Origin of the sequence: Bacteroides sp. CAG:189, assembly GCF_000432295.1 — a bacterium.
GTDB classification, from domain to species: domain Bacteria; phylum Bacteroidota; class Bacteroidia; order Bacteroidales; family Bacteroidaceae; genus Bacteroides; species Bacteroides salyersiae.
Window position 1 is genome coordinate 13,995 of sequence record NZ_HF991110.1, and the last position, 23,417, is coordinate 37,411.

Consider the following 23,417-nt stretch of genomic DNA (forward strand, 5'->3'; position numbering starts at 1 on the left):
TTGGCAGTCGAAAGTCATAGCCGTTACGGAATGAACAAATTAACTTTGCAACAAGAAAGGAGTTACGGTATGAAATCGACATTCAAAACACTCTTCTATTTAAAGAAGAACGAACCGAAGAAAAACGGTCATGTAGTAATTATGGTGCGCATCACGGTGGACGGTGATCAGGTGCAATTCAGCAGCAAGCTGGACATACACCCCGACAATTGGGACACGAAAGCGGGAAGAGCCGTCATCAACAAACAGAGTGCGGACAAGAAAGAAAACCTCAGGGTATCCTCACTTAACAAGACTCTGGACGAGATACGTTCGGCCATCACCATGCACTACACACGCATGATGAACGTGGACGGTTACGCACTGCCGGAAAAAATCAGGAACGCATTCCTGGGATTGGAGGAAAAGGAGAAAACACTCATCAGCTACTTCACCCAGCACAATGAACAGTATGCAAAGAAGGTCGGCAAGACTGCCACGCAAAAGACCTATTCCCGCTACGAACTGACCAAGCAGCGGATGATAGAGTTCTTGCAGAAGGAATACAAGTTGTCGGACATCCCCGTGAAGGAAATCACCGTCACCCACATCGAGAACTTCTACCTTTATTTGCGTCAGGAATGTGAGGTAAGCAACAATACCGCCATGAAATTTGTACAACGTTTCCATACGATACTGTTGTTTGCCCAGAAAAGCGGATTGAGCTTCATTGATCCCTTCGGGAATTTCAAGTTCAATTTTGACAAGACCGACAGAGGGTATCTCACGCAGGAGGAAATTGACACGATCTATTACAAGGAGTTCAAGTCAAAGCGGTTGGAGCACGTGCGTGACGCTTTCATCTTCAGCTGTTATACCGGTTTACCTTACTGTGACATCTATACGCTTTCAAGCGAGGACATAAAGATCGGCGTGGACGGCAAGAAGTGGATTATGAAAGACAGGGGTAAAACCGGCGTGGAATCATTCATTCCCCTACTGCAAATACCATTGGATATTCTCGCCAAGTACGAGGGCAAGTTGAAAAACGGAAGATTGCTTCCGGTAATCAGTAACCAGAAGATGAATGAATATTTGGCGGAGATAGCCGCTATTTGCCAAATCAACAAGCGGATCACCTACCATCTTGCAAGACATTCGTTTGCGACGGAAATCTGCCTTACCAAAGGCGTTCCCATTGAGAGCGTGTCCAAGATGCTCGGACACACCAACATTCAGACCACACAGATTTATGCCCGTGTGGTAGATAGAAAGTTGAGCCATGATATGAATATGCTGGATCGAAAACTTAAAAGTATGCAAAAAGGTACGACGCAAAACGCTGTATGAATAAACAAATCATTATATTGTCACACCATTTAAAAAACAACGCCTTATGGAAAATAGAGGATACATCACCATCACCGGTTTGGAAAACAAGGATGAACAACCCATCGTCAGTGTAAAGATAGAGAACGGCAACGTATGGATGACCAAGCACGAACTTGCCCGTCTGTTCGGAGTGTTCGTGCAGACAATAGACGCCAATATGCGCTCCATCTTCAAATCCCGTCTGCTTTACGACGGCGATGTGACCATAACCGAGAAACAGGACAAAAGCATCGTTACCTATTATAATCTGGAAGCGATCATATTTCTCAGCTTCCGCATCAACACCTATTGCACAAAACTGTTCCGTGAATGGGTACTCAACTCCCTGTGCGAGTACAAACGCCTGCAAGAGAAAAAGCCCGAAGTCCTTGTCGTTTTCAATCCCGGCAGCAACCGGACAACCATTTCTTATAACTGATGTGCATAGAAGCCTGTAAATAGCGAGCCTTGCCCGAAAATCCGACGGGCAAGGCTTTTTTTCTCCTGAAAATCCTATCTTTACACCAAATAACAGTGTCATGATAGAAAACCTCACCATATCCGTATCCTTCAGCGAAGTGGAGGAAGCCCATGTCGGCAACTATTTCCGCCTTTCCGAAATGTCCGGCGAGTTTCTGATAATCCAGAAGCCCGACAATACCTTCTACTTCCTTTGTTCCAATGATTGTGACATCGTGGGCATCTGCCAATCCTTTGATTGGTATATTGTATCAAAAGACGCTTTTAATGACCGCCTGATAATCGGCATTGGTTTATCGGATAAAGAAAGCATCAACGGAGAACTCTATCGTGTACAGGATGAAACCACGCTCCTCCTTTGGCGTGACATACTCCGCTTTACTTTCGAGAGCGATTTCGTGCGTCAGTTCTTCCCGTACAACACCCACTTCAAAGGCAAGATGCGTATCGACGGAGCATTGTGTTTCTATATTCACGATTATTACCCGACCAGATGCAAGGACATATCGGCATCCGACAGAAAGACGAGTAATCTGGTATTTAGATTTAAGGAAGGCCGACAAGCAGCCCTTGTTGCCAAGATCTTCTCGCTTTGCATCGCCCGGATGCCGTTCTTTAAAGAGAAAGCCGCCAACGCCGTGCTGATCCCCATACCGGCGGCAACCCGTGAACGGAACATCGCCCGCTTCGCCCGTTTTTGCAGCCTTCTCTCACATCGGCTTAAAGTCGTGGACGGTTTTCGTGCCACATGGATAAAAGAAGACCGTGAGCAGATGAAAGGAACTCACGGACAAGACAAGTTATCCAACTTGATCTTTCATCCCGATTATTTTAAAGGCCGGGACGTATTTTTAATAGATGACATTATCTCTTCCGGTGAGAATTTCACGCAAATGAAACGCAAACTGATACAACTCGGCGCAAAATCCGTTACCGGTTTGTTTTTAGGTAAAACAGTAAAGTCTGAAAATCAAAAGTAATATGGCAATCAAGAAATCCCAGATCGAAAAATGGATAGTCGCCCAAAAGAAACACCGGCTATCGGATACTCATGTACAAATGGCACGTGAACTTGGACTCAACCCCGACAAACTCGGCAAGATAGACAACCACCGGCAAGAGTCATGGAAAGCCCCCTTACCGGAATTTATAGAAGAGATCTTCTATAAACGTTTCAAAAAGGAACGTCCTGATGTAGTCAAGTCCCTAAAACAAATTCTCAAAGACGAAGAATTGAAAGCCAAAATGAAGAAAAAGGCAAAAGAGTAATGACAAAAATTCCGTGAGTAAGAGAATGACAGGAATTTATCAACAAGCGTTTCCAAAGAATAGAAACACGTTGGATCATCCTTTCCACCTTACTCATATAAATCTCAAGAACGAGAATAATTATTTTCCCATCTTCGAATGTTCAACGGTTTACTATCGTCAAACAAATATTTATAATCACTTTTTTTTCATGGCTTTATAACTTTTATATACTAAAAAAGTACCAAAGGTATAGCCGGGAATAAATCCTAACAGCATAAGTACACCAAGAGATGCCGGAACAAACAAACCGCATAAAACAAACACCAGAATACCATTTAGAACCCTGTTGTCAAACAATATGGATAAATTAGTAAACAGAAACAAGATTCCCATATACAGCTCTATAAAAAAAAGAATCGCATCTGCTCCAGCTGCTCCAGATGTTCCCCAAAAGGTAGAAGAACCAAATACAAGTCTGAATATCATTTCTGATACCAAGATTTGCACAAATGTCACTAAGGTGGCGAAAATTATTTTGTATATTTTTTGTTCCATCAATTGTTTGCAGGAGAATAACATTTGGCTTGTTGGTTCGGCCTTGTTTTTAGTTGTTCAATTATTGTGTTTATCTACTCTTGCTTTGATGTCATCAGGAAAATGTATATAAACATATCCATAATCCATCTTTATATTTATCAGGAATCAATCATGGATACACTCAAACTAACTGGTTAATGGACTTCAAGAACACTTGTTATTTTAGCCATAGGCATTTTTTAAAGCAGTATCTATCGCATCATAGTGGTCGCCGTCATTAACGCTCAACGCAGCAACAAGGCTGTTCAATGTCCGAACTGCGTCCAAACGCTTTTCCGCATCACTTTCATCCAGATTACTCAAGACATCTATCGCACAGGTCAAATGGCCTCTCATCTCTTGCAGTGTAGATAAACTCTGAAGGGGCAACAGATAGAAAAGCCCATCTTCTGAAGACCGGACTATTCCTTTCAGGGGAGTCGATTGTAAATCCATAATAATAAGGTTATTATATTAAATTGACGTAACTCTGCCGGATACTACGTTCGAGGTATCGCCAAACACCCAGTGTAAAGTGAACCGACAGGTTACGTCAAAGTATAACCTACCCGGTTCATTTACCTTCACACTTTTGAAATTGGCGATTTCCGAACGTTGGTAAACGAACACATTACACGATGCTATTTGCATCGCTAACACAAAGGTAGAAATTTTTTCGTATTAATCACCGCTTTATGTATAAAGGATTTATAACACAACGATTTTAAGCAAAGTTTAAGGCTAACTTCCTTCGGGGTATTTCTCTCACTGTTTTCAGTAACCATCACTCCACATTTAAAGCAAAGGAACGAATTGAACTAACTTATTCAAGTGCAAAGGTACTTCGGGTTCTTAACGGAAAAACAAGGTCAAGCCGTTCCGGTTTTGAAAAAAATCTTCCCTGCGCCATAAATGGCACGAGGTATTTTTTCCAAAAACCTTGTTTTTCCTGAACCCTACCTTTTGACGCACATGAAATAAGTCAGCTCAACTCGTCAATGCATAAAAAAAATGTCGTGATTATGAAAACAGCAAGAGAAATACATAACGGAAATAAGAACAGGCTCAATCTGCCTCTGCATAAATTGTTTGGCTGGTCGGTTCGGCTCATTCTTTCAGGCTTCTGTTGGAGTCTGTACGGTGGCAGTCTTTGGGCGTGGTTTATCGGTCTGTCGCTCGTAAAAGAACTGATAACGAACGTGATCCGCTTCGCATGGGGTTGTCTGGTTTCCATTCTTTCCTTTGCTGTCGTAGTCGGGATTATCATTTGGTTATTAATACTTTAATACACACAGTTATGACAATGGATATTACAAAATCAGTAGCGTTCACCGGACACCGTCAGAGCGTATCCTCCAAGTCCGTATGCTGTATCTTTATCTGGATATAGTTTCGCAAGTGAGAAGGTTGTATAGTCTGGGCTATCGCTACTTTCTAAGCGGAATGGCGGAAGGCTTTGATTTGCTTGCAGCCCAAGCGGTAGCCGACCTCAAAACGGAATACACGGATATTCGGCTTATTGCCGTTGTGCCGTTCCACCGGCAGTCAGACAGATACCGCCCGGAGAACAAGCCCTTATACAACCGGATAATGAAAACTGCCGATGAAACGGTCATTCTCCGGGAAGATTACTGCAAAGGGTGCTTCCACCATAGGAACGACTACCTGATTGACAACTCCGAGATTGTCCTGGCCTATTGGGACAAGCAGCCCTATGGCGGTACTTATTATACCGTAGGAAAAGCACGGATGATGAACAGAAACATTATAAACCTTTACAAATAAAGCCTTATGAAACGATACGGCAGGACTGTCGCACAACAGTGTAGATATTACGAGGTAAACAACATTTTCGAGTACATGGTAGAAACCTACCTGAACGGCAACATCACCACTTTTGGAGAACTTTACCGGGAATTGTGTAAAGAGGCGAGAAAAGATTTTATCGACTTTCTTCTCAGTGAGGTAGAACCGATATACTGGAGAGAGATTTTAAAGATGACTGTCTAATGAATAAATCAGAAAAAATATGAACGTAACATTTGAAACCGTAATTTGTGCATGGGATGAAAAAATCCCTGCACTCCTTATCCGACTGGTAAACACCCTTCTCTTTTGCCGGACGGAAGAGGAACTCCGCCAATCCATTGACAAACTTCGGGAAACGACCGAACTGGACGAGTTTTTCACCTACGGCTATGGCTCACACCATTTCTGGTGCAACCAGCGCATTTCCAAAGGAAGCGTGCAGTTCATCCAAAGCCGGTTATTCATTGCGACATTTTAACCCTTAATACATAATGACATGAAACCAATATCCCAAATGACACGAGAAGAGAAATTGCAGGAGATTGTAGAATACAGTCCTTGCAGGGTGGAGCGCAGCGCAGTCCTCCGTTACTTATTGGCGGTACGCCGCAATGACACGGAACAAATCGCTTATTTCGAGAGTTTCGGCAAGAGTGTACGGCATATCATACTCAATGTACGCACGTATGAAAGAGGGCTGATTTTCGGCTATGTCGGCAAGCGGTTCAACGAACACGGTTGGATTAATGGTATGTTACCGATAGTTGAAGAAATCAAATTGGATACTTCCAACACGATCCATATCGGGCAATCCGTTGACGGGACGTATGCGGTAGCCATCAACTGGTGTACCGGCACAGCCGGAGGCGGTAGCCACCCGTCCGTTTGGGATGAACCTGTCAGAGATTATAAGGAAGCTGTCCGGCAAGGAATCCTTCTGTTGGAACGACAATACGACAAAGCGGAATGTTGGTCTGTTTCCGACAGAAGCAATTACAACCCGAAGGTTATCCGCAGTCTGAAAGGAAAACTGTTGGAACTCAAGCGGAAATACACACAGCCCCGACAGTTAAGCCTGTTTTAATATTCACGAACTATAAAATCATAAGTTATGGCAACAAAAATGAACGAGAACGGAGTTTCAACCTGCAAGACGGGTGAGAAATATGAAAAATTCCAAATGACCGTAGGACGGAAAAGGCGCACGTTTTACCATTATGATTACAGGGACACGGCAGACAACGAACTTTTCTCCTGTGTGAAGCCCACATTGGAAGAGTGCAGACAGAAACGTGACGAATGGTTGATTCAAAAACAAAGAAAGTATATGACAGAACAATAAATATCTGAAAAACAAGATATAATAATATATAATAAGGTTGAGAGAGAGTTATTAACCATTTGCACCAAAGAACTCTCCTTGCCGGTTGTCTGCAAGGAGAGTTCACATGTCATAGTTTTATTCCTTTTCTTTTGATTTGTCTGACCGGTGAAAAGCTGAACTCTTTCAGCCTTTTGTCAAAGGAAACCGTCACATCTTTCATTACCCCCTTCGGAGTCCAAATTTCCTTAACAGGCAAAGCCTTCCCGTCATACAGTTTTTTTATCTGCCCGACAGAGAACTTTGTGCCCGTGCATTGTTCCATTTTGTGATTGAGAGAATATACGTTACAGCTGTTTCTGACAATATCGGGAATCAATTCCGGTTGCTTTTTCAATAGTTCCGGATACCACTTTTCCGCTTGAAGGCAGATTCCCGCACTTCTTTTATCGGGTGGGATGTTCAGAAAACTTTCCGGTACATTTTTGTCCATTCCCGCAAGATATGCTTTTTCAGTCTTTAAATCATACCTTATGCTTTTCAACTGCAATGCCGAATTATAGGTATCGGCGGCAGCCTGACAGACCATTTTTTCCGTCTGCAGGTGTATCGGCACAGACGAAATTGCATAGCCGTCCCTACTTACAGCATATTCCGCCATCCGGTCATCTATAATGTTCCACCGGACAGAACGCATCAAATCCGAACATCTCCATTTCCCTTCAAGCAATTTCATAATCTCCAGACAAATGTCGGGATAAGGAACATAAGGCAACAGCACAGCCGGATCGTGCTTTACTTTTGATAATGCGGTATGGCAGATTTCCGGTGTTCTCATGCCTTCAGGCACATATTCCAGAGCCTTTCCGTTCCGTCTGACCATCTCCTCATATACCTCCAAAGGCATGTCGTCTTTCGGCAGTGCCTCCCGGAGATACCGGTCATCTTCCAGAATCAACGGCAAAAAGCACTTCAGTACCCCACAAGGCATATCATGTATGGAATCGGGTTTGTTTGTCAGAGCCATACCGACAATCTCGTAGGAAAACATTTCTTCCGGTACATGGCGCACATTGGCACTGTCGGCATTGACAGCGTGCCAGCATACATTCTCAGTTTTACGTTCCGGAGGAAGATCCCGAAAATATCCGGGATTTTCCTGTACTGATTTTATATCCGCATCTTCCTGTTTCCTATCCATGCCCGTTCATTAAAGGTATCCTCCTTTTCATCTTCCTCTTCATTATTAAAGGCAAAAGACTTTTGTACAACCTGACCGAAGGAATCAAGAATGTAAATATCTATTTTCTGCTGGTCTGTGTCAAGTGATTTGTAATAGAGTCTGAACGTTTCTTCCGGTAACGGATACAGGTCGTTCGGCAACAACACCGTACCGTTCTCCATGCGAAGCTCCCCTTTGCCTGTCGGTTGAAAGTACCTGATGAAGTATTTGGTGTCCTGATACTCGCCGCTTCTTACAAGCTGACAACGGATTTCCGCTTCCTCGCCTTTTACGATTGTCGTCTGCACCGGCAAGGTCGCCAGATCAAACTCATACACCTGCTGAACGTCCAATTTGTCAGAACAGGCGGTTACACATATCACACCGACAAGCATGAATGTAACAATAAACAATGTTTCTATCATCTTTTTCATACACATTAAAATTTTAATCGTTTAAAACAGTACTATTTCTGATGCGTTCCGCTACGGCACGTACCACCGGTACGCTCACGGCATTGCCGAGCATCGCATACCGGTTGGCTCGTGAGATTTCCCTCACTTCCCCGTTGATAATTCCGTATCTGGTAAAATCATCGGGAAAGCCTTGCAAGCGTTCGCACTCCACTTCCGTCAGCATACGGATTCGGGATTTCTGTTCTTCGTTCGGCTGTCCGTCAAAAGTTTCCCCCGGTTGCAGGTTTATCAGATAATTGCCGAAATTGGGCTGTTTGTAATAGTTACGTGTTATCGTTCCGCAGGTATGGGAATGAACCGTGTCTTTCCTGCACGAATGATTCCCTCCACCCGGCGCCGGGAAAGGAAATACATCTCCGGTACACCGGTCTGCAACACGTCCGACAAGGTAGATTCTCTCTCTATTCTGGGGTAGAAACCATGCCGTATTAAACAGTTGCCATTCAAGTCGATAACCGCCAATGTCGGCAAACGCTTTGATAATGCTCCAAAAATCTGATCGATGCTTTGCGAAGAAGACTCCCTTAACATTCTCCCAGATAAAAACGTCAGGTCTGAATCTCCCGACGGCTTCGACAGCATACCTGACAAGGGAACTTGCCTCTCCACGCAGCCCGCTGCCGTCGCCGACTGAACTAAAATTCTGGCAAGGGCTTCCGAAAGTGATGATGTCGGGATGTCCGATTTCCGCTGTTCCGATTTCTGTAACCGATCCGATATGTTCCGCATAAGGAAAATTGTATTTGAAGTTGGCGATTGCATTTTTTTCTATCTCCGAGAAATATACTTTCTCAAACGAGTATCCGGCAGCCTGCAATCCTTTACTAAAGCCGCCAATACCCGAAAATAATTCCAAAAGAACCATGCCCTAATCAATTATGAATTTGACGCCCACTCCGAACTGGAAATGAAAGTGTCCGCTGTCATTTCCCCAGAGGCAACGCTCACGGGCATGGAACAGCAATACCACCTGGTTGGCAAGGTAGGTTTCTATCTCCAGCGATACCGCACCGCCATAGACAAACGCATCCCCGGCACACAGGCGTGAGCCGTCGAACAGCGTGCCTGTGCCCCAATTCACGGTTTCATATCCCGCCAGCACCGAACCGCCGGCATAGCAGAGAAACACCTTGTTGGCATCCGAAAGGAAATTATAATAATAGCCGCCTTCCGCAGTGAATTGGGAAACCGGGACACGTATGTCCTTGTATGGATAATACTTCTGGAGATACTCGCCACCGAATACCCACTTATGGCAGCCGTTCACATATCTGTCCGTTCCCATCCCGAAATGGTAACCCAGCTCGTTACGTTTGTCCGCAGTGTGAAAGCCGTCCGTCATGCCGGCGGTAATACGCAGCCCTTTTGTACCGGGCAGGCAACGTTGGGCATGTGCCTTGTCCGTCAGGACAAAGCACAAAAGTATACATATAATAACAGATACCCTTTTCATACTATTTCACCTTCAGTTCGTTAATGACTCTGGCACGGATCAGCTCGGCGTTGGTCAGAATAAACCGCTGATGCCTTCCCCCGTTCTGCTCGTTCATCTCGACAACCAGCTGCTTGTCATCCAGAAGGGTGAATTTGGGCAGGGTAAATACCGTCCGTTCCTTGCTCTTTCCGTCAACCGCCGTCACATAGTTGAAGGCACGAAGCGGCACGATAACCTGTTCCTGAATGGCGGTACGTTTTGCAACCTTTTTATCCACCACCTTAAAAGTGACGAAGTCAACGGAGAACGGCACGTTGGAAGCGTTTTTCAGTTCCGTATGGAAATAAAGCAGACCGTTGTGCGTATAAATCCCCTTCAGGATATACTGGATGCCGAAGCGCTTGCAGCCGATATGCTTCACCAGACGTTTGTTGTTGTCATAGACGGACTTCATGATCAGCCGTACCAGCAGCGGGGACTCGCTGCCGAGTTCCGTAAGGTAGATTTCCTGCGAGTTGTTCGGCCGGTTCACCGCCTCGCCATCATGGATGAAGTCTTTCATCTCGATATTCAGCTTGGCCGGCTCGTCCGCATACTTCACGTTGAATGTATAATAGCTGCCGTCATCCGTGATCACCGCCAGATTCGTTTCACGGGAGAAGTCCCTCAACGCCGCTTTCACCCGAAGCACGTTCTCCGAACCGTCCGCTTTGCCGGCAAGAATGTCAGCCGATCCCAGATCCACATACTTGATAGCAGCCGGGAAGATAAGGTGTACAGTTTTATTGAATGTCACCTCCAAGGCGTATGGAGGAACCATCCGGTCGAATGTCACCGGACGTGTCAGCCCGTCAAACAAATCACCGGTGGACGGGCTGCGCCTTGCGTCCTCCTTATCCGGCAGCGGCGTGGTTTCCGTTTCTCCGGAATCCGCCGTTTCTTCCGTGTCATTTCCCGTCTTTTCCACTTTCACGGTCTTTTGTGCATACGCACCGGTCATACCAATGGCAAAAGCCATCATTAAAATTACTTTTTTCATGCTTGTTGTTTTTTCTTGATTAATAAATTGATTTTAACCGTTTATTGTCTTGACACGAGCAATAGCTCGTAATCCGCCTTCAAAGTCGCCTTGGCAGTCCTGAACTTTGTGGAAAGGTATTGCGATGCGCCCTGTATCACCCCTTTGCCCAAGTCCGCAGCCAGCTGTGCGCCGGCATTGGTGGAGATATTGATGCTGCTTCCCATTGCCGAACCCATGTTGGCCGCCATCTCCTTGACGGCGGTAAGCTCCTGCGATCCCCTGACCTCAATGCCCTTCATGCCCCTCGTGTCATAAGCGTCCAGTTCCACCGGCAGGATTGTTCCCTGAAAGGCGACCGAGGAAACGGTGATTTCCATGCGTTCACCGCTGATTTTCGCCGTGCCGGTCAGTATCGTGTTGGCGGGTATGTACAACTCCCCGGCCTGCACCGGCTCCAGCAGGCGGAGTCCCACCTCCTGACCGTCGCTGCCCGAAACCGTTACCGTCCTGTACACGCAGGCACGGATACCGTTCCTTTCCGTACGGCTCCGGACTGTCCCCACCGTGTGGAAACCCATGTTTCTGGGCTTGCCGTACTGTCTGGCGAACTCTTCATCGGACAGAGGTGCGGCCAGCAGGCTGACCACCCGTTCCATTACCTGCGTAACCGGACAGACCGGCGTTTTGCCCGTAGAGGAGGACACGGCGACCTGTTTGGCTTCGCCACCGCCGCCCGGCATGTACCTTGCCGCCATCTCGTAGGACTTCTCCATCAGCCGCAGTTGTTCCTCACCGTTTTCTCTGGCCTTGCGCTCTTCCTCCGCCTGACGCTCCAGCTCCTGAATACGCCATTCCAGTTCCAGAGTTTTCTGGTCATCTTCCGCAGGCCGTGTTTCATAAAAACTGCCCAACTGCCGGTTGATGTCCTGATAGGCATTGGCGGAGGAACGGATAGACGGACTGCCGTTGTCCGTGTCCTCTTCCGTCAGGAATACCTCGTCCGCCACCGGCTCTTCCTGTTCCAGCGATACTGCCAGATCCTGAAGCGTGTTCATTTTCTCCTTTTGTTTCTTTTCAAAGGCACTTTGTTCGTAGGCGGTCTTTTTATCCGACAACAGCCCCTTGTCCTCCGGCATCGGGACATCCACGTTGAATCCCTCCCTTAATGGCTCGTCGCTGTCAGAAGGAGCGAATATCAGCCACATCGCTCCCAGAAACACGAGAAAGAACAACGGATACACGAGCATCTTCTTTCGCTTGAGCATCTCTTCCGGAGTCAGAGGTCTGGCTTCTTTCTTCCCCTGTTTCGGCGTTTGCCCTTTCTCTTCCGCCTTTTCAGGCGTTGCTGCGTTCGCCGGTTGCCGTTCCTGATTTTTTAGGTTCTCCATAATCCACCTGATTTTTAATGTTTATACTATCCTTGTTTATCCCCCTGTACAGTTCCATCCGCCTGATATGCTCCATTTGCAACTGCTCCCCCTCATGCCTGCCGATGCGGTATATCGAAGATACCGTCATGTATATCGACAGACAGCCGAAGCCGGTGAGCATGGCCACCACGCAGACGAGCCGTACATCGGGCGACATCCGTCCGCACAGATAGCGGAGTCCGTCGTCTATCCTGTCAGGCACGTACCTGATCCATTTTTTCAATCGGTTCATTTCCTGTCTTTTTTTAAATTATCGTTCAACGGTTCTCAAATCCCGGTTTTCCACGATATTGAACTGCTCCATCGTGAAGCCGTGCGGGTTATTGTCCGACCTGACCGAGTTCAACAGCCGGCAACGGGTTACAAGGCTCCGCTCCGTGATGTTGCTCGCCCTGACGAGCGACTGCCGTGCGTAAGTCGTCACCACATACGGGTAGCTGTTGAAGTCGCACGCCACGCTGTCCACCCGGATACTCTGGTTGATATTGGCCGAGATTATACGGTTGTAATATCCCTTTTCCTCCCAGTCCTTGTAGTAGCGGAACGCACTCTCGTCGCACAGGAACAACGCCCTGCGGATATTCGACTCGATAGCCGCCTTGTCGGGCGACAAGGTGAAAAACAGCTCGTGGAAACGCCGGATATGTTCTTTCGCCTCCACCGGCCTGTTCTGCGAAAGGTCTTGGGAAAGAGCAAGTATCAGGGACTTCCCATTGTCCAGCACATAGATTTTCTCCCTCTGCCGTTCGGCGAACCGGTAGGAACTCCAGAGAGCATAGCCGGTAACCAGAGCACAGAGCGAAACGAACACGATACCCATCGTGCGGATTTGCCGGAAGCTCGTTTCTATATTCTTCAAACTCTTAAATTCCATATGTTTATAAGATTTTATATTGGGTTATCTGCCTCTTAACTTGCCGGCCACGTGACCGACGGCTGCACCGGAAACAGCGGCAGCCGCACGTCCGCCCTTCAATGACCACGAGTTGACCTGCTTGCCGTAGTTGCCGGCTCCCGATGCCTGAATCACCCATGTGGATACTGTCGGAATGGTGAAATACCCCACAATGGCTATCAGCATGAAGATGATGTAAGCGGAATTGTTCACGTCGGGCACATAGGCGGGATCGCTCAGTGCGGCGATGTCCTTTTCGATCATCAGTACCTGAATCCTTGCCAGCACGGAACTGAACAGGTCGGATATGGGCAGCCACAGATAGATGCTGATATACTGGCAAATCCATTGGATCATCGTATTGTGGAAGCCGTCGTACACCGATATGGCGAACGACAGGGGCCCCAGAATGCTCAATACGATCAGGAAGAAGGTTCTCAGCGTGTCCAGTACCAACGAAACCGACTGGAACAGCAGTTCCAGAAAGCTGCGGAGAAAATTGTTCACGCCCTGCCTGGCCTGGTATTTGAAGCGTTCCGCCGCCATGCCCGCCATCGCTTTCAAGTCCGAAGGCGACCATCCCAGATCCTCGATCTGGCGTTCATATTCCTCGTTGTCGACCAGGTACGCCGTTTCCGGATTCCTTGTCATCGCCTCGTATTCCAGCTTCTGCCGCTTCTCGGAATACTCCCGTATGTTCAGCGTCTGGCCTTCCATGATACCGTGGCAGCCGGTAACCACAGGACTCATGATGCCGTTGAGAGTTCCCAGAACGAATGTGGGGAAGAACATGATGCACGCACCCAGACAAAAAGGTCTGAAGAGCGGATAAATGTCAATCGGCTCGGCTCTCGAAAGAGCCTGCCACACCCGTGAGGCCACATAGAACAGTGCACCCAGTGCGGCCACTCCGGTAGCCACACCCGTGATGTCCGAACAGAGCGGCATCATCTCGTCATAAAGGTTGCGCAACACTTCGTGAAGGTTGCTGAAAGTTTCCTCGCCCGTCATGTCACCAGTATTTTTGATTGTCCGTTCCGTACAAGTCCAGCACCCTTCGGGTATCGTTCTTCTTTTTTGCACGCAGGTAAGAGATGCCGATGTTCCGGTTCGTGTAATACCTGACCAGATTGCGTTGGTTTCTTACGTCACGGTACACACGGTCGATCACGTCCATGCGCTCCTTGTCCGTCATGGAAAGGCTGGTGGAGGTCACGACCGTCTTCATCTCGTTCAGCATACCGCTGCTCTCTTCCAGCATCTTCGCATATCCGGAAGCGATTGCCGAAAGCTCGTCCGGCGTATAGTTCTCGTCCGTCAGCATTTTCTGGAAAGAGCTTACATAGATGTCCGATATTTCACCGACCAGAAGAACGGTCTGCTGCACCTTGCGGGCATCCTTCACCAGATTGTTGACCGCTTTCAAGGCGTCGTAATAACGCTTCCCCTGTTCGTAGATCTTGACTGTTTCCTGAAAATTCTTCACCATATTTTCTGCCGTCGTCGTGGTCTGCACCACGTTACGGGTTGTATTCACGATGCTTTGTGCAAGGTTCGAGGGATCGAACGTTACCCATTGCGCTTTCGCCATACCTGTCCCCAACAGGAACAGGCAGCATACAATCATCATTTTTGCTCTCATAAATTCTTATTTGTTTTAATATTGAAATGATTTACTTGATCACCGTACTGGAGCCATCCTTTCCGGTACTCCCTTGAAAAGACATCCATTTTTCTGTGCACAGGATACAGTGCCTCTATCATCCGATAGCTCACTTCCGGCTTGCGGCTGTGTTCCCTGCCTTTTTCCGTCAGCACGGTAGTGAACCTGCCCCTCTCGCTACGGGCTATCGGCAGGAGCTTTTCCTTGTAAAACCATAGCAGGTATTCATGCGCAAACCTGACGGTAAAAGCCGGAGCCACCCCGTTCAGCTTGTTCCACACCATCCTGCAATGGCGTCTGTATCCACGTTTGGACATTTCCGCCTCGCATTCGGACAAATATCGCTCTGTCGTCCACATGAATATACAATGGTTACTTTCTGCAAGCGGAAAAATATCCCTCTCCAGGAGGCCGAAAATGCCGGGTACGGAAATCGTTTCATAATCAAGCTCACGCCCCTGATGCTTCCGTATCTTACGGAGTCCCCCCTTGCGTTGTTCCCACGGGGCATCAATCACGAATATTTCTATTTTTTCCATTGTTTACCTTATCCGTTAATAATTATTCCGCACGTACATAGATCCCTTCGGTAGCCAGCACCAGACGGTCTTCCTCCCGGTCATAAGCGAGCTGCACCCTTCCCAGCAGGTCTGCCCAGATGATGCCGCCGCTTTGGTGGATCGTGCCGACCACCACCGCATCAAGGTGATAGGTCAGGGCAATCTTGTATGCGCCACCGTCACGGAATACGGTAACGGGCGGCGACTTGCGGTTGCTTTTCCACTCCCCGCATATCCAGTAGAGCGGAAACAGGGTTTCATACTCCATAGGCATTTACGGTATTTCATTGTTTGGATTTCGTTTCTTTTCCGCAAGCCTCTTGATAGCCAGCTCGATATTGCCGTCCAGCTGTTTCGCCAGTTGTTCCACTTCCACCTTCTCGCTCTCTTCGGTCGTGTAGCACAAATATTCTTCAGGCGATACCTCCGTGGCGTACACCGTTGACTGCACGCCCCCCAATCCGAACCAGACCTCCTTGTATTTGCGCTTCGGATCGTTGGACATGTTCACCGACAAAATCTGCGCCTTTTCCTTGTTCGTCAGTCCCAGCAGGGACTGTATCTGCGAGAACTTGTTAAGGTACTTCCGCTGGTCAAGCAGGATCTTGCAGTCGCTGTTGTTCACAATGGACTCCTTTACGACAGGCGAGGAAATGATGTCATCGACTTCCTGCGTCACCACAACCGCCTCTCCGTAAAATTTGCGGACAGTCTTGAACAGATAGCGGATGTAGTCCGCCATCCCTTCCTTGGCGATAGCCTTCCACGCTTCCTCTATGATGATCATCTTGCGCACCCCTTTCAGACGGCGCATCTTGTTGATAAACAGCTCCATGATGATGATAGTCGTTACCGGGAAAAGAATGGGGTGGTCTTTGATCTGATCGATTTCGAATACGATAAACCGCTTGCCGAGCAGGTCAAGCTGCTTGTCCGAGTTAAGCAGGAAATCATATTCTCCGCCACGGTAATAAGGTTCCAGCACGTTCAGGAAACCCGCAAGGTCGAAATCCTTTTCCCGGACTTCCTTCTCTTCCAGTATCCTCCGGTAGTCCGTTTTCACGAACTCGTAGAAAGTGTTGAACGAGGGAACGACATTCTCATCCTCCTTGATGCGCCTGATATACAGGGCCACCGCATTGGACAGCGCCACTTCTTCCGAACGTGTCGCCGGTTCGTTGTCCTTTTTCCAGAGTGTGAGGATCAGTGTCTTGATACTCTCTCGTTTCTCAATGTCGAAAACCTTATCATCCGTGAAAAAAGGGTTGAACGCTATCGGGCTTTCGTCCGTATAAGTGAAATAGATGCCGTCCTTGCCGCCGGTCTTCTGGTGTATCAGCGAGCAAAGCCCCTGATAGCTGTTCCCCGTGTCGATCAATACCACGTGCGTGCCCTGTTCATAATACTGCCTCGCCAAATGATTCATAAAGAATGACTTGCCGCTACCGGAGCCGCCCAATACGAATTTGTTGCGGTTGGTGGTCACGCCACGCTTCATCGGCAGGTCGGAAATGTCCACGTGCAGCGGTTTCCCGCTGATACGGTCTGACATCTTCAGTCCGAAAGGTGAAACGGAGCTGCGGTAGTTCGTTTCTTCCGCCCAGAAGCAGAGAGCCTGTTCGATGAACGTGTAGAAGCTCTCCTCTGCCGGGAAGTCAGCGCCGTTCCCCGGCATCGCCGCCCAGTACAGCGTGGCGGCGTCCACCGTATTATGGCGTGGCTTGCACTCCATCATGGCGATCTGGCTGCCCACGTCATTGCGCATGTTCTTCACCTCCATCGGGTTGTCCGTCCATGCGATGATGTTGCAGTGGGCACGTACCGAGGTAAGCCCGAACGAGTGTGCGTCATTCAGGTACAGGTCGATCCACTCCTTGTTGATCTGATTGCTCCGTGAGTACTTCGAGAGCGACTGCATGTTGCGTGCGCTCTTCTCAAAACGTTGCAGGTTCTCGCCGCTGTCATCCAGAAAGATATACTGGTTGTACAGGTGGTTGCACGAGAGCAGCAGGCCTACCGGACTGGCGAATGACAGCTTGCAGTCGCTTTTGTCCGTTGACAGCCTTTCATACCGGCAGTCCGTACCCACCTTGTTGGGCAACGCATCCAGTTCCGAGAGCATATGCACCGAAACATGCTTGTCGCCGACACGCAGGCCGTCATCTCCAAGTTCGATGTCTTCCAGCGCAGTCGTATTTTCCATTGACAGACAGAAATATTTCTCCACCAGTCCGGCCTTATCCTCCGTGCCGGTAATCTCATCACCGCCGAGCCGTCTTAGGCGCACCAGCCCCGTATCGTTCACGATACGGGCGAATTGTCCCACCGTATCCAGAAAATGGGCGGTGGTATCCTTGTCCACCTCCTTGGGGATGATGAATCCCCTGCACAGCGAAGAGAAGTTGCTCTGCATCCTCATGCGCTCTTTCGTCGTCTTGGTCAGGTACAGATAGCATTTATGGTTCAGGAAAGGACGCTCGTTGAAGTGCATCTCGTAGCTCCGGGAAAGGAAACTTAGATTCTCCTTGTCCGTCTGGCTACGGTAATCCTCCCGGATAAACCAGTCCTGCTTATGTACCACCGTATAATTGGGCAACACCTTGATTGCCTTTGCCCATGCCGCATGGATAGCCTCGTATTCAGCTGCCGTCACCGTGAAGAGTTCGGGCAGATCCACCTCAAAGACAGCGGTGATGTCCGCATCTTTGGAGATGATACAGTCCGCTTCGACGGCGAGAAGCGGGAACTTGCTTTCCAATGTGGCGGCCTTTAGTGTGTTCCGCATACATTCTTCTTTTTAACCGTGAATAATTTTCGGGGACTGATCCGGTTGATCAGGTAGCGGGGGTGCTGTTTTCTGGCCAGCAGTTTCATCAGCCCGTGTTCTCCGAACTTGCCGTTCAGGTGGAATGTCAGCCAGACCAGTGCGGATGCGGAGGTTACACCGAAAGCGATGCAGATCCATTGGCCGACACCGGCCATATAGAGAATGACAAACAGCACGAACAGAGCCAGCAGCCCGCCGGCGAAAATAAAAAGGTATTGCGCCTTGAGTCCCTTGAACTCCGCACTCTCGCCGATCCCCTTGTTCAGTTCATAGTCCATATACATTATTATATATAGGTGAATCTGTCCCTTAGAGGAAGAACGAACGCAGGATAGTGGCGGCGACAATCAGAAAGATGCACGCACCGAACCAGGAGGATGCCACTTTGCTCACATCCGGATCGCCGGAACTGAACTTATTGTACACTTTAATCCCGCCAACCAAGCCGATCACGGCTCCGATTGCGTAGCACAGCTTCGTTCCCGGATCAAAGTAGCTTGTTACCATTTTCGTCGCCTCTGCGATACCGGCCGAGCCGTTTCCCTGCGCATGGAGCGAGCCTGTGGCGATTAGCATGACCGCCACGAATACAAGTTGTTTCGTGTTCATAAATTTATCGGATTTTGAATATTGGACACGACGGAGGGAAGAGTCCGCCGTATCCGGTTGTTAATTAAATTTGTCTGGATTTCTACTGGTAAGAATGAACCGGCAGCTATCCGTAATCTCTTTCTTTCATGTACGCTTTACTTTATTCGTTAGACAATATCACTTATGGAGAAAGTGTCCGGTATGGTTTCTGCCGCCGCTTCACTGTCCGGCTGTTTACGCTTGCGGTACGCCGCAAGGTGCAGCTCGATCAGCGAGCCGATCCGTTCCCCACGTTCCGCATCGCCGGAGCCCAGCTGTTCGAACATCGGGGTATTGCGAAGTTCCGCCAGCGTCTTTCCGGCCTGAAGCCTTTCCTCCTCACTGGCCGCTTCACCGCTGACCGCCACACGCACCGCCAGTCCCATGTCCTCGAAGCGGATGCCCGTGGCTTGCGGCGTGCATCCCGGCAGGCGTTTGTCCTGCTCGTCATCGTCTATCGGAGGATTGTCATCCGTCGGTTCTTTCCGGAACTCCAACGGAACATCCATATCTTCCATCAGTTCCAGTTCTTCCGGCAGCGGACTCCCTTCTGCAAACAGCTTGTCCAGTTCCTCGGCGGAAACTGTTTTCGGGTACTTTTCTTTCTCCGGTGCAAAAGTATCTGCTTCACTTACAGATTTTTCGTTTTCAATTTTTTCGGGTGTTTGTGGCGTGGAGTGGCTAAGGGAAAATGTGCTTTTGCCTAAAATCTCGCTCACGTCCACCGCCATCCGGGTAAGGATCTGCCCGGCTTTTTCCGCTCTCTTCCTTCGGTTGCTCCGCTCGTAACAGAAGTAGGCGGCTATCCACAACAGATAGCTGCCGATAAGTAAGAATAAGATTGCTGACATGGTTTCCGGGGTTTAAAACAGTTCGGTACTTCGTTTTCTGTATTCCTTCGTGATCTCGTCCTGATAGGCGGCAAAGTGCTGTTCCAGCACGTTGTCCACATAGCTGAAAATGGACATCTCGTTGTTCCCGATTGTCTGGACAATCTTCTGAATCCGTTCATGGAACTCCTTACGAAGGTAGATTGTCTTGCCAAGCCGTGCGCAGACCGGTGACTCGTGGATGAACAGACGGACATATCCGCTCTCTTCACCGGACTGTTCCTTGTTCCCGGCTGCTTGCGCCTGCCCGTCCGCCGGCCGGCCTTCCTTGAACGAGGCGACTATGGAGTCCTCGTCAATGTCCGTCAGATTTATTTTTTTCCGTTCGTTTCCCATAGCCTACTTCCTGATAATGGACAACAGTTCTTCCGTAATCTCTTTCAGGTTGCTGCCTTTGACCAGCGTGCCGTCCGCAGGGAACAGCGTGGAACGGAACAATGCCTTATGTTCCCCCGTCAGCTCACGGCGGAACCGTTTGCTGTCCGGCAGGAAGGTATTCAGCACTTTCAGTCCCAGCTCGCCGATCACCTGTTCGTACACCTTGTACAGTTCCGATTTCTCCCGGCCGTCCACCATGTTCCACAGAAGGTACAGCCCTTTGATATTCGTCTTGCCCGTAGCGATCAGCGTGTCATTCAGCCGGCTCGCAAAGCGGAGTGTGCTTTCCATCACCACCCTGTCGGCGGCAATGGGGGAAAAGACATAGTCCATGTTCGCCAGCGTGTTCAACACGCCCGTACTGTTTACCGTGCCCGGCAGGTCGAAGAACACGATGTCAGTTTCCGGCATCTTTTCCAGCAGCTCGTCCGCCTTCGTGACAGCATCCTCAGCCGTACTTTCCGCTATCGGATAGGCTTTCTTCCGTATCCGTTGCAGTTGCCTGTACGCCATCAGTTTGTAATGCTCGTCCTCCATGACCGTTTTCAGGTCACGTTTTCTCATCTCGGCAATGCTGTGTTGCGGGTAGTCGCAATCCACCACCGCCACATTCATCCCTTTCACATAGTGCAGGTAACTTGCCACCAGCACGGTCAGCGTTGTTTTTCCCGCTCCGCCTTTTTGCGTGGAAAAGGCGATAAAGAGTGTTTCTTTTTCCATGATGCAGTTTGTTTACAAATGATACTTTTGAATCAACGCCGCAAATAAAGAAGGAAAAAGAAGGGAAATTCATGGTTGGGGAACGGCGGGGTTCGAGTGGCCGGCTCCTGACGTGGAATGGCTGACTGAACAGCCGACCGACCGAAGTATTGTCCGTCTGATTGGCCGACCGACGGTCTGACCATACATGACACAATCCGGCGGACTGCATAGCCTGTCGGACAAACAGGAAGATAGTCGGTTGCCTAATCATCCCGCCGGACAGACAGCCTTTTATCCGCTTGGTTGGCTGGTCAGCCGGATGACCGCACCAACGTTGCAACGGCTGACCGTCTGGTTGGTTATCTGACCGGTTGGTCATTCAGTCCGTCATTACGCATCACATTCAGGCACATCCTCAACCGTTGGTTCAGCCATCATCGACCGCCCGTTTATCCTCTTGTTCCTCCCGTGTGTGCAAGTGGCTTCTATTTGGCATAATGTGGCTAATATTGGTGATATACAACTGATTATATCACTTCCTAACTTTGCGCCATCCAACCGGGGAATGGGCAGTTTGCCTTCCGTCGGTCGCCAATCCCCGCTTTCCCCGAAAGCGCTCTTTCCTCTCCAAAGAGGAAAGATTTATGTTCGCCCGAACATAGCAAGCTGTGTTTTTTGCAGCACCACTCCGTTTTGCAGCAAAAAACGCTTGCCCTTGCAGGGGGCTGCAATTTGCTCCGAAGTCGCAAATTGTGGGAGGGGGAGCTGACGGCGGCAATTCCACCCGGTGGAATTGTACCACATAAAAAACGTATATATGAACAACGAGAAAAAGCGTCCCCACACACGGGGAAAAGGGGGCAGGTTGCCCAAGTCGAACCCGGCCGTCCGCCGTGAAACCGTCAATCTGGACGAAGCCGGCCATGCACGGTTTCTCACCATGTTTGAGCAGTCCGGCCTGTTGTCCAAATCCAAGTTCATCGCCGCACGGATCTTTAACGAGGAGTTCAGGGTGATCCGGACAGACCGTGCCACAATGGAGTATGTGGCCAAGCTCACGGAACTGTTCCGGCAGTTCCGTGCCATAGGAGTGAATTACAATCAGGCAGTCAAGGAATTGCACATCCATTTCACCGAAAAGAAAGCGTTGGCACTGCTTTACAGACTTGAAAAGCTCACCCTTGAACTCGTGGAGCTGAACCGCCGGATTGTCGAACTTTCCCAAAAACTCGCCTCACATGGTAGCCAGGATCAGCGTGGGTAAGAACTTGTACGGCGCACTGGCCTACAACCAGAACAAGGTCGATGAAGGCGGGGCGAAAGTCCTTTCGGCACATCTCCTTCGTTATCCCGAAGACGGGCGTTTCCGTCCGGATGAATCCGTGCGGCAGTTTCTCGAATGGATGCCGAACCATTACCGCACCGAGAAGCCGGTCATACACATCTCCCTCAATCCGCATCCCGACGACATGCTGACCGACGGGCAGCTGGCGGAAATCGGCAGGGAATACATGCAGCGGCTCGGTTACGGTAACCAGCCCTATCTTGTCTTCAAGCACGAGGACATCGGCCGGCATCATATCCACATCGTTTCCCTGCGTGTCGACAGTGAGGGAAGGAAGGTTTCCGACAAGTTCGAATACCGCCGCAGCAAGGAGATTACCGAATTTCTGGAGCAGAAATACGGACTGCATCCGGCGGAAGGCCGGAAGAAAGGCGAAGAGTGGCAGCTGAAGCCGGTAGATGTTGCCAAAGGGGACATCAAACGGCAGATCGCCTGTACCCTCAAACCCCTGCTCAAGCTTTACAGCTTCCGCACAATGGGCGAACTCCGTGCCCTGCTTTCCCTGTATAATATAGGTGTGGAAGAAGTGAAGGGGGAAATTGGCGGACGCACCTACCACGGCATACTCTATACCGCTTTGGACGGCAACGGCGAAACGGCGGCCACTCCCATAAAGTCCTCCCGGCTGGGCAGAACGGCCGGTGCACAGCAGTTGGATAGGAAGATGCGGGAAGCTGCCGCAAGAATCAAGTCCGATCCGTGCCGTGAACGGCTTCGGCCGTTAGTGGCCGAAGCTTTGCGCCGGTCCGTGGACGAACGGGATTTCCGTGACCGGCTGGCGAAAGAACAGATAGACTTTGTTCTCCGCCGCAACGGAACCGGCAGGATTTACGGCGTTACCTTTATAGACCACCGCAGCCGCACCGTGCTCAACGGCTCACGTCTGGGCAAGGAGTTTTCGGCAAACACGCTCAACGGACGCTTTCAGGAGCGGCCGCAAGATTCCCTGCCGCCACTTCTGCCGCCCGTTCCGTCCGCTGCGGTTTCCGGAAACGGGGAAAAAATTTTGGGAGGGTTGCTTTCCGGCATGGAGCCGGAGCTGAACTATGTCCCCCGGCATCCCAGGCTGCTGAAGCCCGACAAGAAGAAACGCCGTCGACGTTACGGGCGTCAGGACTGACCCCGTGTTACATAATTATCAAGACGAAAACTTTTT

Annotated in this window: 32 protein-coding genes and 1 pseudogene; 13 read left to right on the top strand and 20 right to left on the bottom strand. The window is 49.3% G+C overall.

The genetic code is table 11. From position 1 onward, the window contains the following. Positions 1-69 precede the first annotated feature (69 nt). The 4 genes from QVP90_RS15065 to QVP90_RS15080 all read left to right on the top strand — a co-directional run bounded on the left by QVP90_RS15065 (position 70) and on the right by QVP90_RS15080 (position 3,099). A complete protein-coding gene (locus QVP90_RS15065; RefSeq protein ID WP_021936874.1) occupies positions 70-1,329 on the top strand; it encodes a site-specific integrase in 1,260 nt (419 codons plus the stop codon). Positions 1,330-1,375: 46 nt separating this feature from the next. Then, positions 1,376-1,789 (top strand): hypothetical protein, encoded by a 414-nt coding sequence (locus tag QVP90_RS15070; protein ID WP_021936875.1) that lies wholly within the window; start codon positions 1,376-1,378, stop codon positions 1,787-1,789. 100 nt (positions 1,790-1,889) lie between these two features. Continuing rightward, positions 1,890-2,810 carry a hypothetical protein gene (locus QVP90_RS15075; protein ID WP_021936876.1) on the top strand — a complete coding sequence of 307 codons (921 nt, stop codon included), beginning with the start codon at positions 1,890-1,892 and terminating at the stop codon, positions 2,808-2,810. 1 nt (position 2,811) lies between these two features. Continuing rightward, the gene (locus QVP90_RS15080) at positions 2,812-3,099 is read left to right on the top strand and encodes a hypothetical protein (protein WP_021936877.1); all 288 of its coding nucleotides are present in this window, start codon (positions 2,812-2,814) and stop codon (positions 3,097-3,099) included. 177 nt (positions 3,100-3,276) lie between these two features. On the opposite strand, the gene QVP90_RS15085 is transcribed toward QVP90_RS15080, so the two are convergent. Continuing rightward, entirely contained in the window at positions 3,277-3,636 is a 360-nt protein-coding gene (locus QVP90_RS15085) for a hypothetical protein (RefSeq protein ID WP_021936878.1), read from the bottom strand. 204 nt (positions 3,637-3,840) lie between these two features. Next, the gene (locus QVP90_RS15090) at positions 3,841-4,113 is read right to left on the bottom strand and encodes a hypothetical protein (RefSeq protein ID WP_021936879.1); all 273 of its coding nucleotides are present in this window, start codon (positions 4,111-4,113) and stop codon (positions 3,841-3,843) included. 566 nt (positions 4,114-4,679) lie between these two features. On the opposite strand from QVP90_RS15090, the gene QVP90_RS15095 reads away from it, so the two are divergent. The 6 genes and pseudogenes from QVP90_RS15095 (at position 4,680) to QVP90_RS15120 (ending at position 6,808) form a co-directional block, all read left to right on the top strand. Next, positions 4,680-4,943: a hypothetical protein gene (locus QVP90_RS15095; protein ID WP_021936880.1), complete on the top strand. Its 264-nt coding sequence runs from the start codon at positions 4,680-4,682 to the stop codon at positions 4,941-4,943. A gap of 11 nt (positions 4,944-4,954) precedes the next feature. Then, a pseudogene (locus QVP90_RS15100) lies at positions 4,955-5,442 on the top strand (SLOG family protein). A gap of 6 nt (positions 5,443-5,448) precedes the next feature. Further along, positions 5,449-5,667: a hypothetical protein gene (locus QVP90_RS15105; RefSeq protein ID WP_021936882.1), complete on the top strand. Its 219-nt coding sequence runs from the start codon at positions 5,449-5,451 to the stop codon at positions 5,665-5,667. A gap of 19 nt (positions 5,668-5,686) precedes the next feature. Then, positions 5,687-5,944 carry a hypothetical protein gene (locus QVP90_RS15110; RefSeq protein ID WP_005643513.1) on the top strand — a complete coding sequence of 86 codons (258 nt, stop codon included), beginning with the start codon at positions 5,687-5,689 and terminating at the stop codon, positions 5,942-5,944. 18 nt (positions 5,945-5,962) lie between these two features. Next, positions 5,963-6,550, top strand: a complete 588-nt coding sequence (locus QVP90_RS15115) for a hypothetical protein (protein WP_021936883.1) — start codon at positions 5,963-5,965, stop codon at positions 6,548-6,550. A gap of 27 nt (positions 6,551-6,577) precedes the next feature. Beyond that, the gene (locus tag QVP90_RS15120) at positions 6,578-6,808 is read left to right on the top strand and encodes a DUF3873 family protein (protein WP_021936884.1); all 231 of its coding nucleotides are present in this window, start codon (positions 6,578-6,580) and stop codon (positions 6,806-6,808) included. A gap of 109 nt (positions 6,809-6,917) precedes the next feature. On the opposite strand, the gene QVP90_RS15125 is transcribed toward QVP90_RS15120, so the two are convergent. The 18 genes from QVP90_RS15125 to QVP90_RS15210 form a co-directional block, all read right to left on the bottom strand. After that, complete coding sequence (locus QVP90_RS15125) at positions 6,918-7,988, bottom strand: hypothetical protein (protein ID WP_021936885.1); 1,071 nt, start codon at positions 7,986-7,988, stop codon at positions 6,918-6,920. Next, positions 7,958-8,443, bottom strand: a complete 486-nt coding sequence (locus QVP90_RS15130) for a DUF3872 domain-containing protein (protein WP_021936886.1) — start codon at positions 8,441-8,443, stop codon at positions 7,958-7,960. Before QVP90_RS15130 ends, QVP90_RS15125 begins: the two co-directional genes overlap by 31 nt. A 13-nt stretch (positions 8,444-8,456) precedes the next feature. Next, positions 8,457-9,350 (bottom strand): DNA cytosine methyltransferase, encoded by an 894-nt coding sequence (locus QVP90_RS15135; protein WP_021936887.1) that lies wholly within the window; start codon positions 9,348-9,350, stop codon positions 8,457-8,459. Between the two features lie 3 nt (positions 9,351-9,353). After that, a complete protein-coding gene (locus QVP90_RS15140) occupies positions 9,354-9,938 on the bottom strand; it encodes a conjugal transfer protein TraO (protein WP_021936888.1) in 585 nt (194 codons plus the stop codon). Position 9,939: 1 nt separating this feature from the next. Then, a complete protein-coding gene (traN, locus tag QVP90_RS15145; protein WP_021936889.1) occupies positions 9,940-10,959 on the bottom strand; it encodes a conjugative transposon protein TraN in 1,020 nt (339 codons plus the stop codon). A gap of 41 nt (positions 10,960-11,000) precedes the next feature. Then, a complete protein-coding gene (gene traM, locus QVP90_RS15150) occupies positions 11,001-12,329 on the bottom strand; it encodes a conjugative transposon protein TraM (RefSeq protein WP_021936890.1) in 1,329 nt (442 codons plus the stop codon). After that, positions 12,277-12,603 (bottom strand): TraL conjugative transposon family protein, encoded by a 327-nt coding sequence (locus QVP90_RS15155; protein ID WP_021936891.1) that lies wholly within the window; start codon positions 12,601-12,603, stop codon positions 12,277-12,279. Before QVP90_RS15155 ends, traM begins: the two co-directional genes overlap by 53 nt. Positions 12,604-12,621: 18 nt before the next feature. Further along, entirely contained in the window at positions 12,622-13,245 is a 624-nt protein-coding gene (gene traK / locus QVP90_RS15160) for a conjugative transposon protein TraK (protein WP_005643528.1), read from the bottom strand. A gap of 24 nt (positions 13,246-13,269) precedes the next feature. Then, positions 13,270-14,277, bottom strand: a complete 1,008-nt coding sequence (gene traJ, locus QVP90_RS15165) for a conjugative transposon protein TraJ (protein WP_021936892.1) — start codon at positions 14,275-14,277, stop codon at positions 13,270-13,272. A 1-nt stretch (position 14,278) separates the two neighbouring features. Continuing rightward, on the bottom strand, positions 14,279-14,908 hold the full coding sequence (locus tag QVP90_RS15170) for a DUF4141 domain-containing protein (RefSeq protein ID WP_021936893.1): 630 nt from the start codon (positions 14,906-14,908) through the stop codon (positions 14,279-14,281). Further along, the gene (locus QVP90_RS15175) at positions 14,905-15,468 is read right to left on the bottom strand and encodes an MT-A70 family methyltransferase (RefSeq protein WP_005643534.1); all 564 of its coding nucleotides are present in this window, start codon (positions 15,466-15,468) and stop codon (positions 14,905-14,907) included. The genes QVP90_RS15170 and QVP90_RS15175 overlap by 4 nt, the downstream gene beginning before the upstream one ends. Before the next feature lie 22 nt (positions 15,469-15,490). Beyond that, the gene (locus QVP90_RS15180) at positions 15,491-15,757 is read right to left on the bottom strand and encodes a DUF3876 domain-containing protein (RefSeq protein ID WP_021936894.1); all 267 of its coding nucleotides are present in this window, start codon (positions 15,755-15,757) and stop codon (positions 15,491-15,493) included. 6 nt (positions 15,758-15,763) lie between these two features. After that, positions 15,764-18,274, bottom strand: coding sequence for a TraG family conjugative transposon ATPase (locus QVP90_RS15185; RefSeq protein ID WP_021936895.1), 2,511 nt, complete (start codon positions 18,272-18,274; stop codon positions 15,764-15,766). Next, positions 18,259-18,594, bottom strand: a complete 336-nt coding sequence (locus QVP90_RS15190; RefSeq protein ID WP_021936896.1) for a DUF4133 domain-containing protein — start codon at positions 18,592-18,594, stop codon at positions 18,259-18,261. The genes QVP90_RS15185 and QVP90_RS15190 overlap by 16 nt, the downstream gene beginning before the upstream one ends. Positions 18,595-18,625: 31 nt before the next feature. Continuing rightward, positions 18,626-18,925, bottom strand: coding sequence for a DUF4134 domain-containing protein (locus QVP90_RS15195; protein ID WP_005643542.1), 300 nt, complete (start codon positions 18,923-18,925; stop codon positions 18,626-18,628). Between the two features lie 149 nt (positions 18,926-19,074). Further along, on the bottom strand, positions 19,075-19,797 hold the full coding sequence (locus QVP90_RS15200; RefSeq protein WP_021936897.1) for a hypothetical protein: 723 nt from the start codon (positions 19,795-19,797) through the stop codon (positions 19,075-19,077). Positions 19,798-19,809: 12 nt separating this feature from the next. After that, complete coding sequence (locus QVP90_RS15205; RefSeq protein ID WP_021936898.1) at positions 19,810-20,172, bottom strand: DUF3408 domain-containing protein; 363 nt, start codon at positions 20,170-20,172, stop codon at positions 19,810-19,812. A 3-nt stretch (positions 20,173-20,175) separates the two neighbouring features. Continuing rightward, complete coding sequence (locus QVP90_RS15210; RefSeq protein ID WP_005643548.1) at positions 20,176-20,934, bottom strand: ParA family protein; 759 nt, start codon at positions 20,932-20,934, stop codon at positions 20,176-20,178. 285 nt (positions 20,935-21,219) lie between these two features. On the opposite strand from QVP90_RS15210, the gene QVP90_RS15215 reads away from it, so the two are divergent. From QVP90_RS15215 to mobB, 3 genes are all read left to right on the top strand, one after another. Next, positions 21,220-21,414: a hypothetical protein gene (locus QVP90_RS15215; protein ID WP_288204684.1), complete on the top strand. Its 195-nt coding sequence runs from the start codon at positions 21,220-21,222 to the stop codon at positions 21,412-21,414. Positions 21,415-21,733: 319 nt separating this feature from the next. Beyond that, positions 21,734-22,180: a conjugal transfer protein MobA gene (gene mobA / locus QVP90_RS15220; protein ID WP_021936899.1), complete on the top strand. Its 447-nt coding sequence runs from the start codon at positions 21,734-21,736 to the stop codon at positions 22,178-22,180. Next, positions 22,155-23,381 carry a conjugal transfer protein MobB gene (gene mobB, locus QVP90_RS15225; protein WP_021936900.1) on the top strand — a complete coding sequence of 409 codons (1,227 nt, stop codon included), beginning with the start codon at positions 22,155-22,157 and terminating at the stop codon, positions 23,379-23,381. Before mobA ends, mobB begins: the two co-directional genes overlap by 26 nt. Positions 23,382-23,417: the final 36 nt, after the last annotated feature.

Coding starts and splice junctions, on each gene's coding strand:
- QVP90_RS15210 (WP_005643548.1), bottom strand. CDS start 20,934: ATGGAAAAAGAAACACTCTTTATCGCCTTTTCCACGCAAAAAGGCGGA.
- QVP90_RS15110 (WP_005643513.1), top strand. CDS start 5,687: ATGAACGTAACATTTGAAACCGTAATTTGTGCATGGGATGAAAAAATC.
- QVP90_RS15170 (WP_021936893.1), bottom strand. CDS start 14,908: ATGAGAGCAAAAATGATGATTGTATGCTGCCTGTTCCTGTTGGGGACA.
- QVP90_RS15200 (WP_021936897.1), bottom strand. CDS start 19,797: ATGTCAGCAATCTTATTCTTACTTATCGGCAGCTATCTGTTGTGGATA.
- QVP90_RS15090 (WP_021936879.1), bottom strand. CDS start 4,113: ATGGATTTACAATCGACTCCCCTGAAAGGAATAGTCCGGTCTTCAGAA.
- traJ (WP_021936892.1), bottom strand. CDS start 14,277: ATGACGGGCGAGGAAACTTTCAGCAACCTTCACGAAGTGTTGCGCAAC.
- QVP90_RS15070 (WP_021936875.1), top strand. CDS start 1,376: ATGGAAAATAGAGGATACATCACCATCACCGGTTTGGAAAACAAGGAT.
- QVP90_RS15125 (WP_021936885.1), bottom strand. CDS start 7,988: ATGGATAGGAAACAGGAAGATGCGGATATAAAATCAGTACAGGAAAAT.
- QVP90_RS15195 (WP_005643542.1), bottom strand. CDS start 18,925: ATGAACACGAAACAACTTGTATTCGTGGCGGTCATGCTAATCGCCACA.
- QVP90_RS15130 (WP_021936886.1), bottom strand. CDS start 8,443: ATGAAAAAGATGATAGAAACATTGTTTATTGTTACATTCATGCTTGTC.
- QVP90_RS15085 (WP_021936878.1), bottom strand. CDS start 3,636: ATGGAACAAAAAATATACAAAATAATTTTCGCCACCTTAGTGACATTT.
- QVP90_RS15075 (WP_021936876.1), top strand. CDS start 1,890: ATGATAGAAAACCTCACCATATCCGTATCCTTCAGCGAAGTGGAGGAA.
- mobB (WP_021936900.1), top strand. CDS start 22,155: ATGGTAGCCAGGATCAGCGTGGGTAAGAACTTGTACGGCGCACTGGCC.
- QVP90_RS15155 (WP_021936891.1), bottom strand. CDS start 12,603: ATGAACCGATTGAAAAAATGGATCAGGTACGTGCCTGACAGGATAGAC.
- traN (WP_021936889.1), bottom strand. CDS start 10,959: ATGAAAAAAGTAATTTTAATGATGGCTTTTGCCATTGGTATGACCGGT.
- QVP90_RS15185 (WP_021936895.1), bottom strand. CDS start 18,274: ATGCGGAACACACTAAAGGCCGCCACATTGGAAAGCAAGTTCCCGCTT.
- QVP90_RS15175 (WP_005643534.1), bottom strand. CDS start 15,468: ATGGAAAAAATAGAAATATTCGTGATTGATGCCCCGTGGGAACAACGC.
- QVP90_RS15190 (WP_021936896.1), bottom strand. CDS start 18,594: ATGGACTATGAACTGAACAAGGGGATCGGCGAGAGTGCGGAGTTCAAG.
- QVP90_RS15120 (WP_021936884.1), top strand. CDS start 6,578: ATGGCAACAAAAATGAACGAGAACGGAGTTTCAACCTGCAAGACGGGT.
- QVP90_RS15080 (WP_021936877.1), top strand. CDS start 2,812: ATGGCAATCAAGAAATCCCAGATCGAAAAATGGATAGTCGCCCAAAAG.
- traM (WP_021936890.1), bottom strand. CDS start 12,329: ATGGAGAACCTAAAAAATCAGGAACGGCAACCGGCGAACGCAGCAACG.
- QVP90_RS15140 (WP_021936888.1), bottom strand. CDS start 9,938: ATGAAAAGGGTATCTGTTATTATATGTATACTTTTGTGCTTTGTCCTG.
- QVP90_RS15095 (WP_021936880.1), top strand. CDS start 4,680: ATGAAAACAGCAAGAGAAATACATAACGGAAATAAGAACAGGCTCAAT.
- QVP90_RS15180 (WP_021936894.1), bottom strand. CDS start 15,757: ATGGAGTATGAAACCCTGTTTCCGCTCTACTGGATATGCGGGGAGTGG.
- QVP90_RS15135 (WP_021936887.1), bottom strand. CDS start 9,350: ATGGTTCTTTTGGAATTATTTTCGGGTATTGGCGGCTTTAGTAAAGGA.
- traK (WP_005643528.1), bottom strand. CDS start 13,245: ATGGAATTTAAGAGTTTGAAGAATATAGAAACGAGCTTCCGGCAAATC.
- QVP90_RS15065 (WP_021936874.1), top strand. CDS start 70: ATGAAATCGACATTCAAAACACTCTTCTATTTAAAGAAGAACGAACCG.
- mobA (WP_021936899.1), top strand. CDS start 21,734: ATGAACAACGAGAAAAAGCGTCCCCACACACGGGGAAAAGGGGGCAGG.
- QVP90_RS15115 (WP_021936883.1), top strand. CDS start 5,963: ATGAAACCAATATCCCAAATGACACGAGAAGAGAAATTGCAGGAGATT.
- QVP90_RS15205 (WP_021936898.1), bottom strand. CDS start 20,172: ATGGGAAACGAACGGAAAAAAATAAATCTGACGGACATTGACGAGGAC.
- QVP90_RS15105 (WP_021936882.1), top strand. CDS start 5,449: ATGAAACGATACGGCAGGACTGTCGCACAACAGTGTAGATATTACGAG.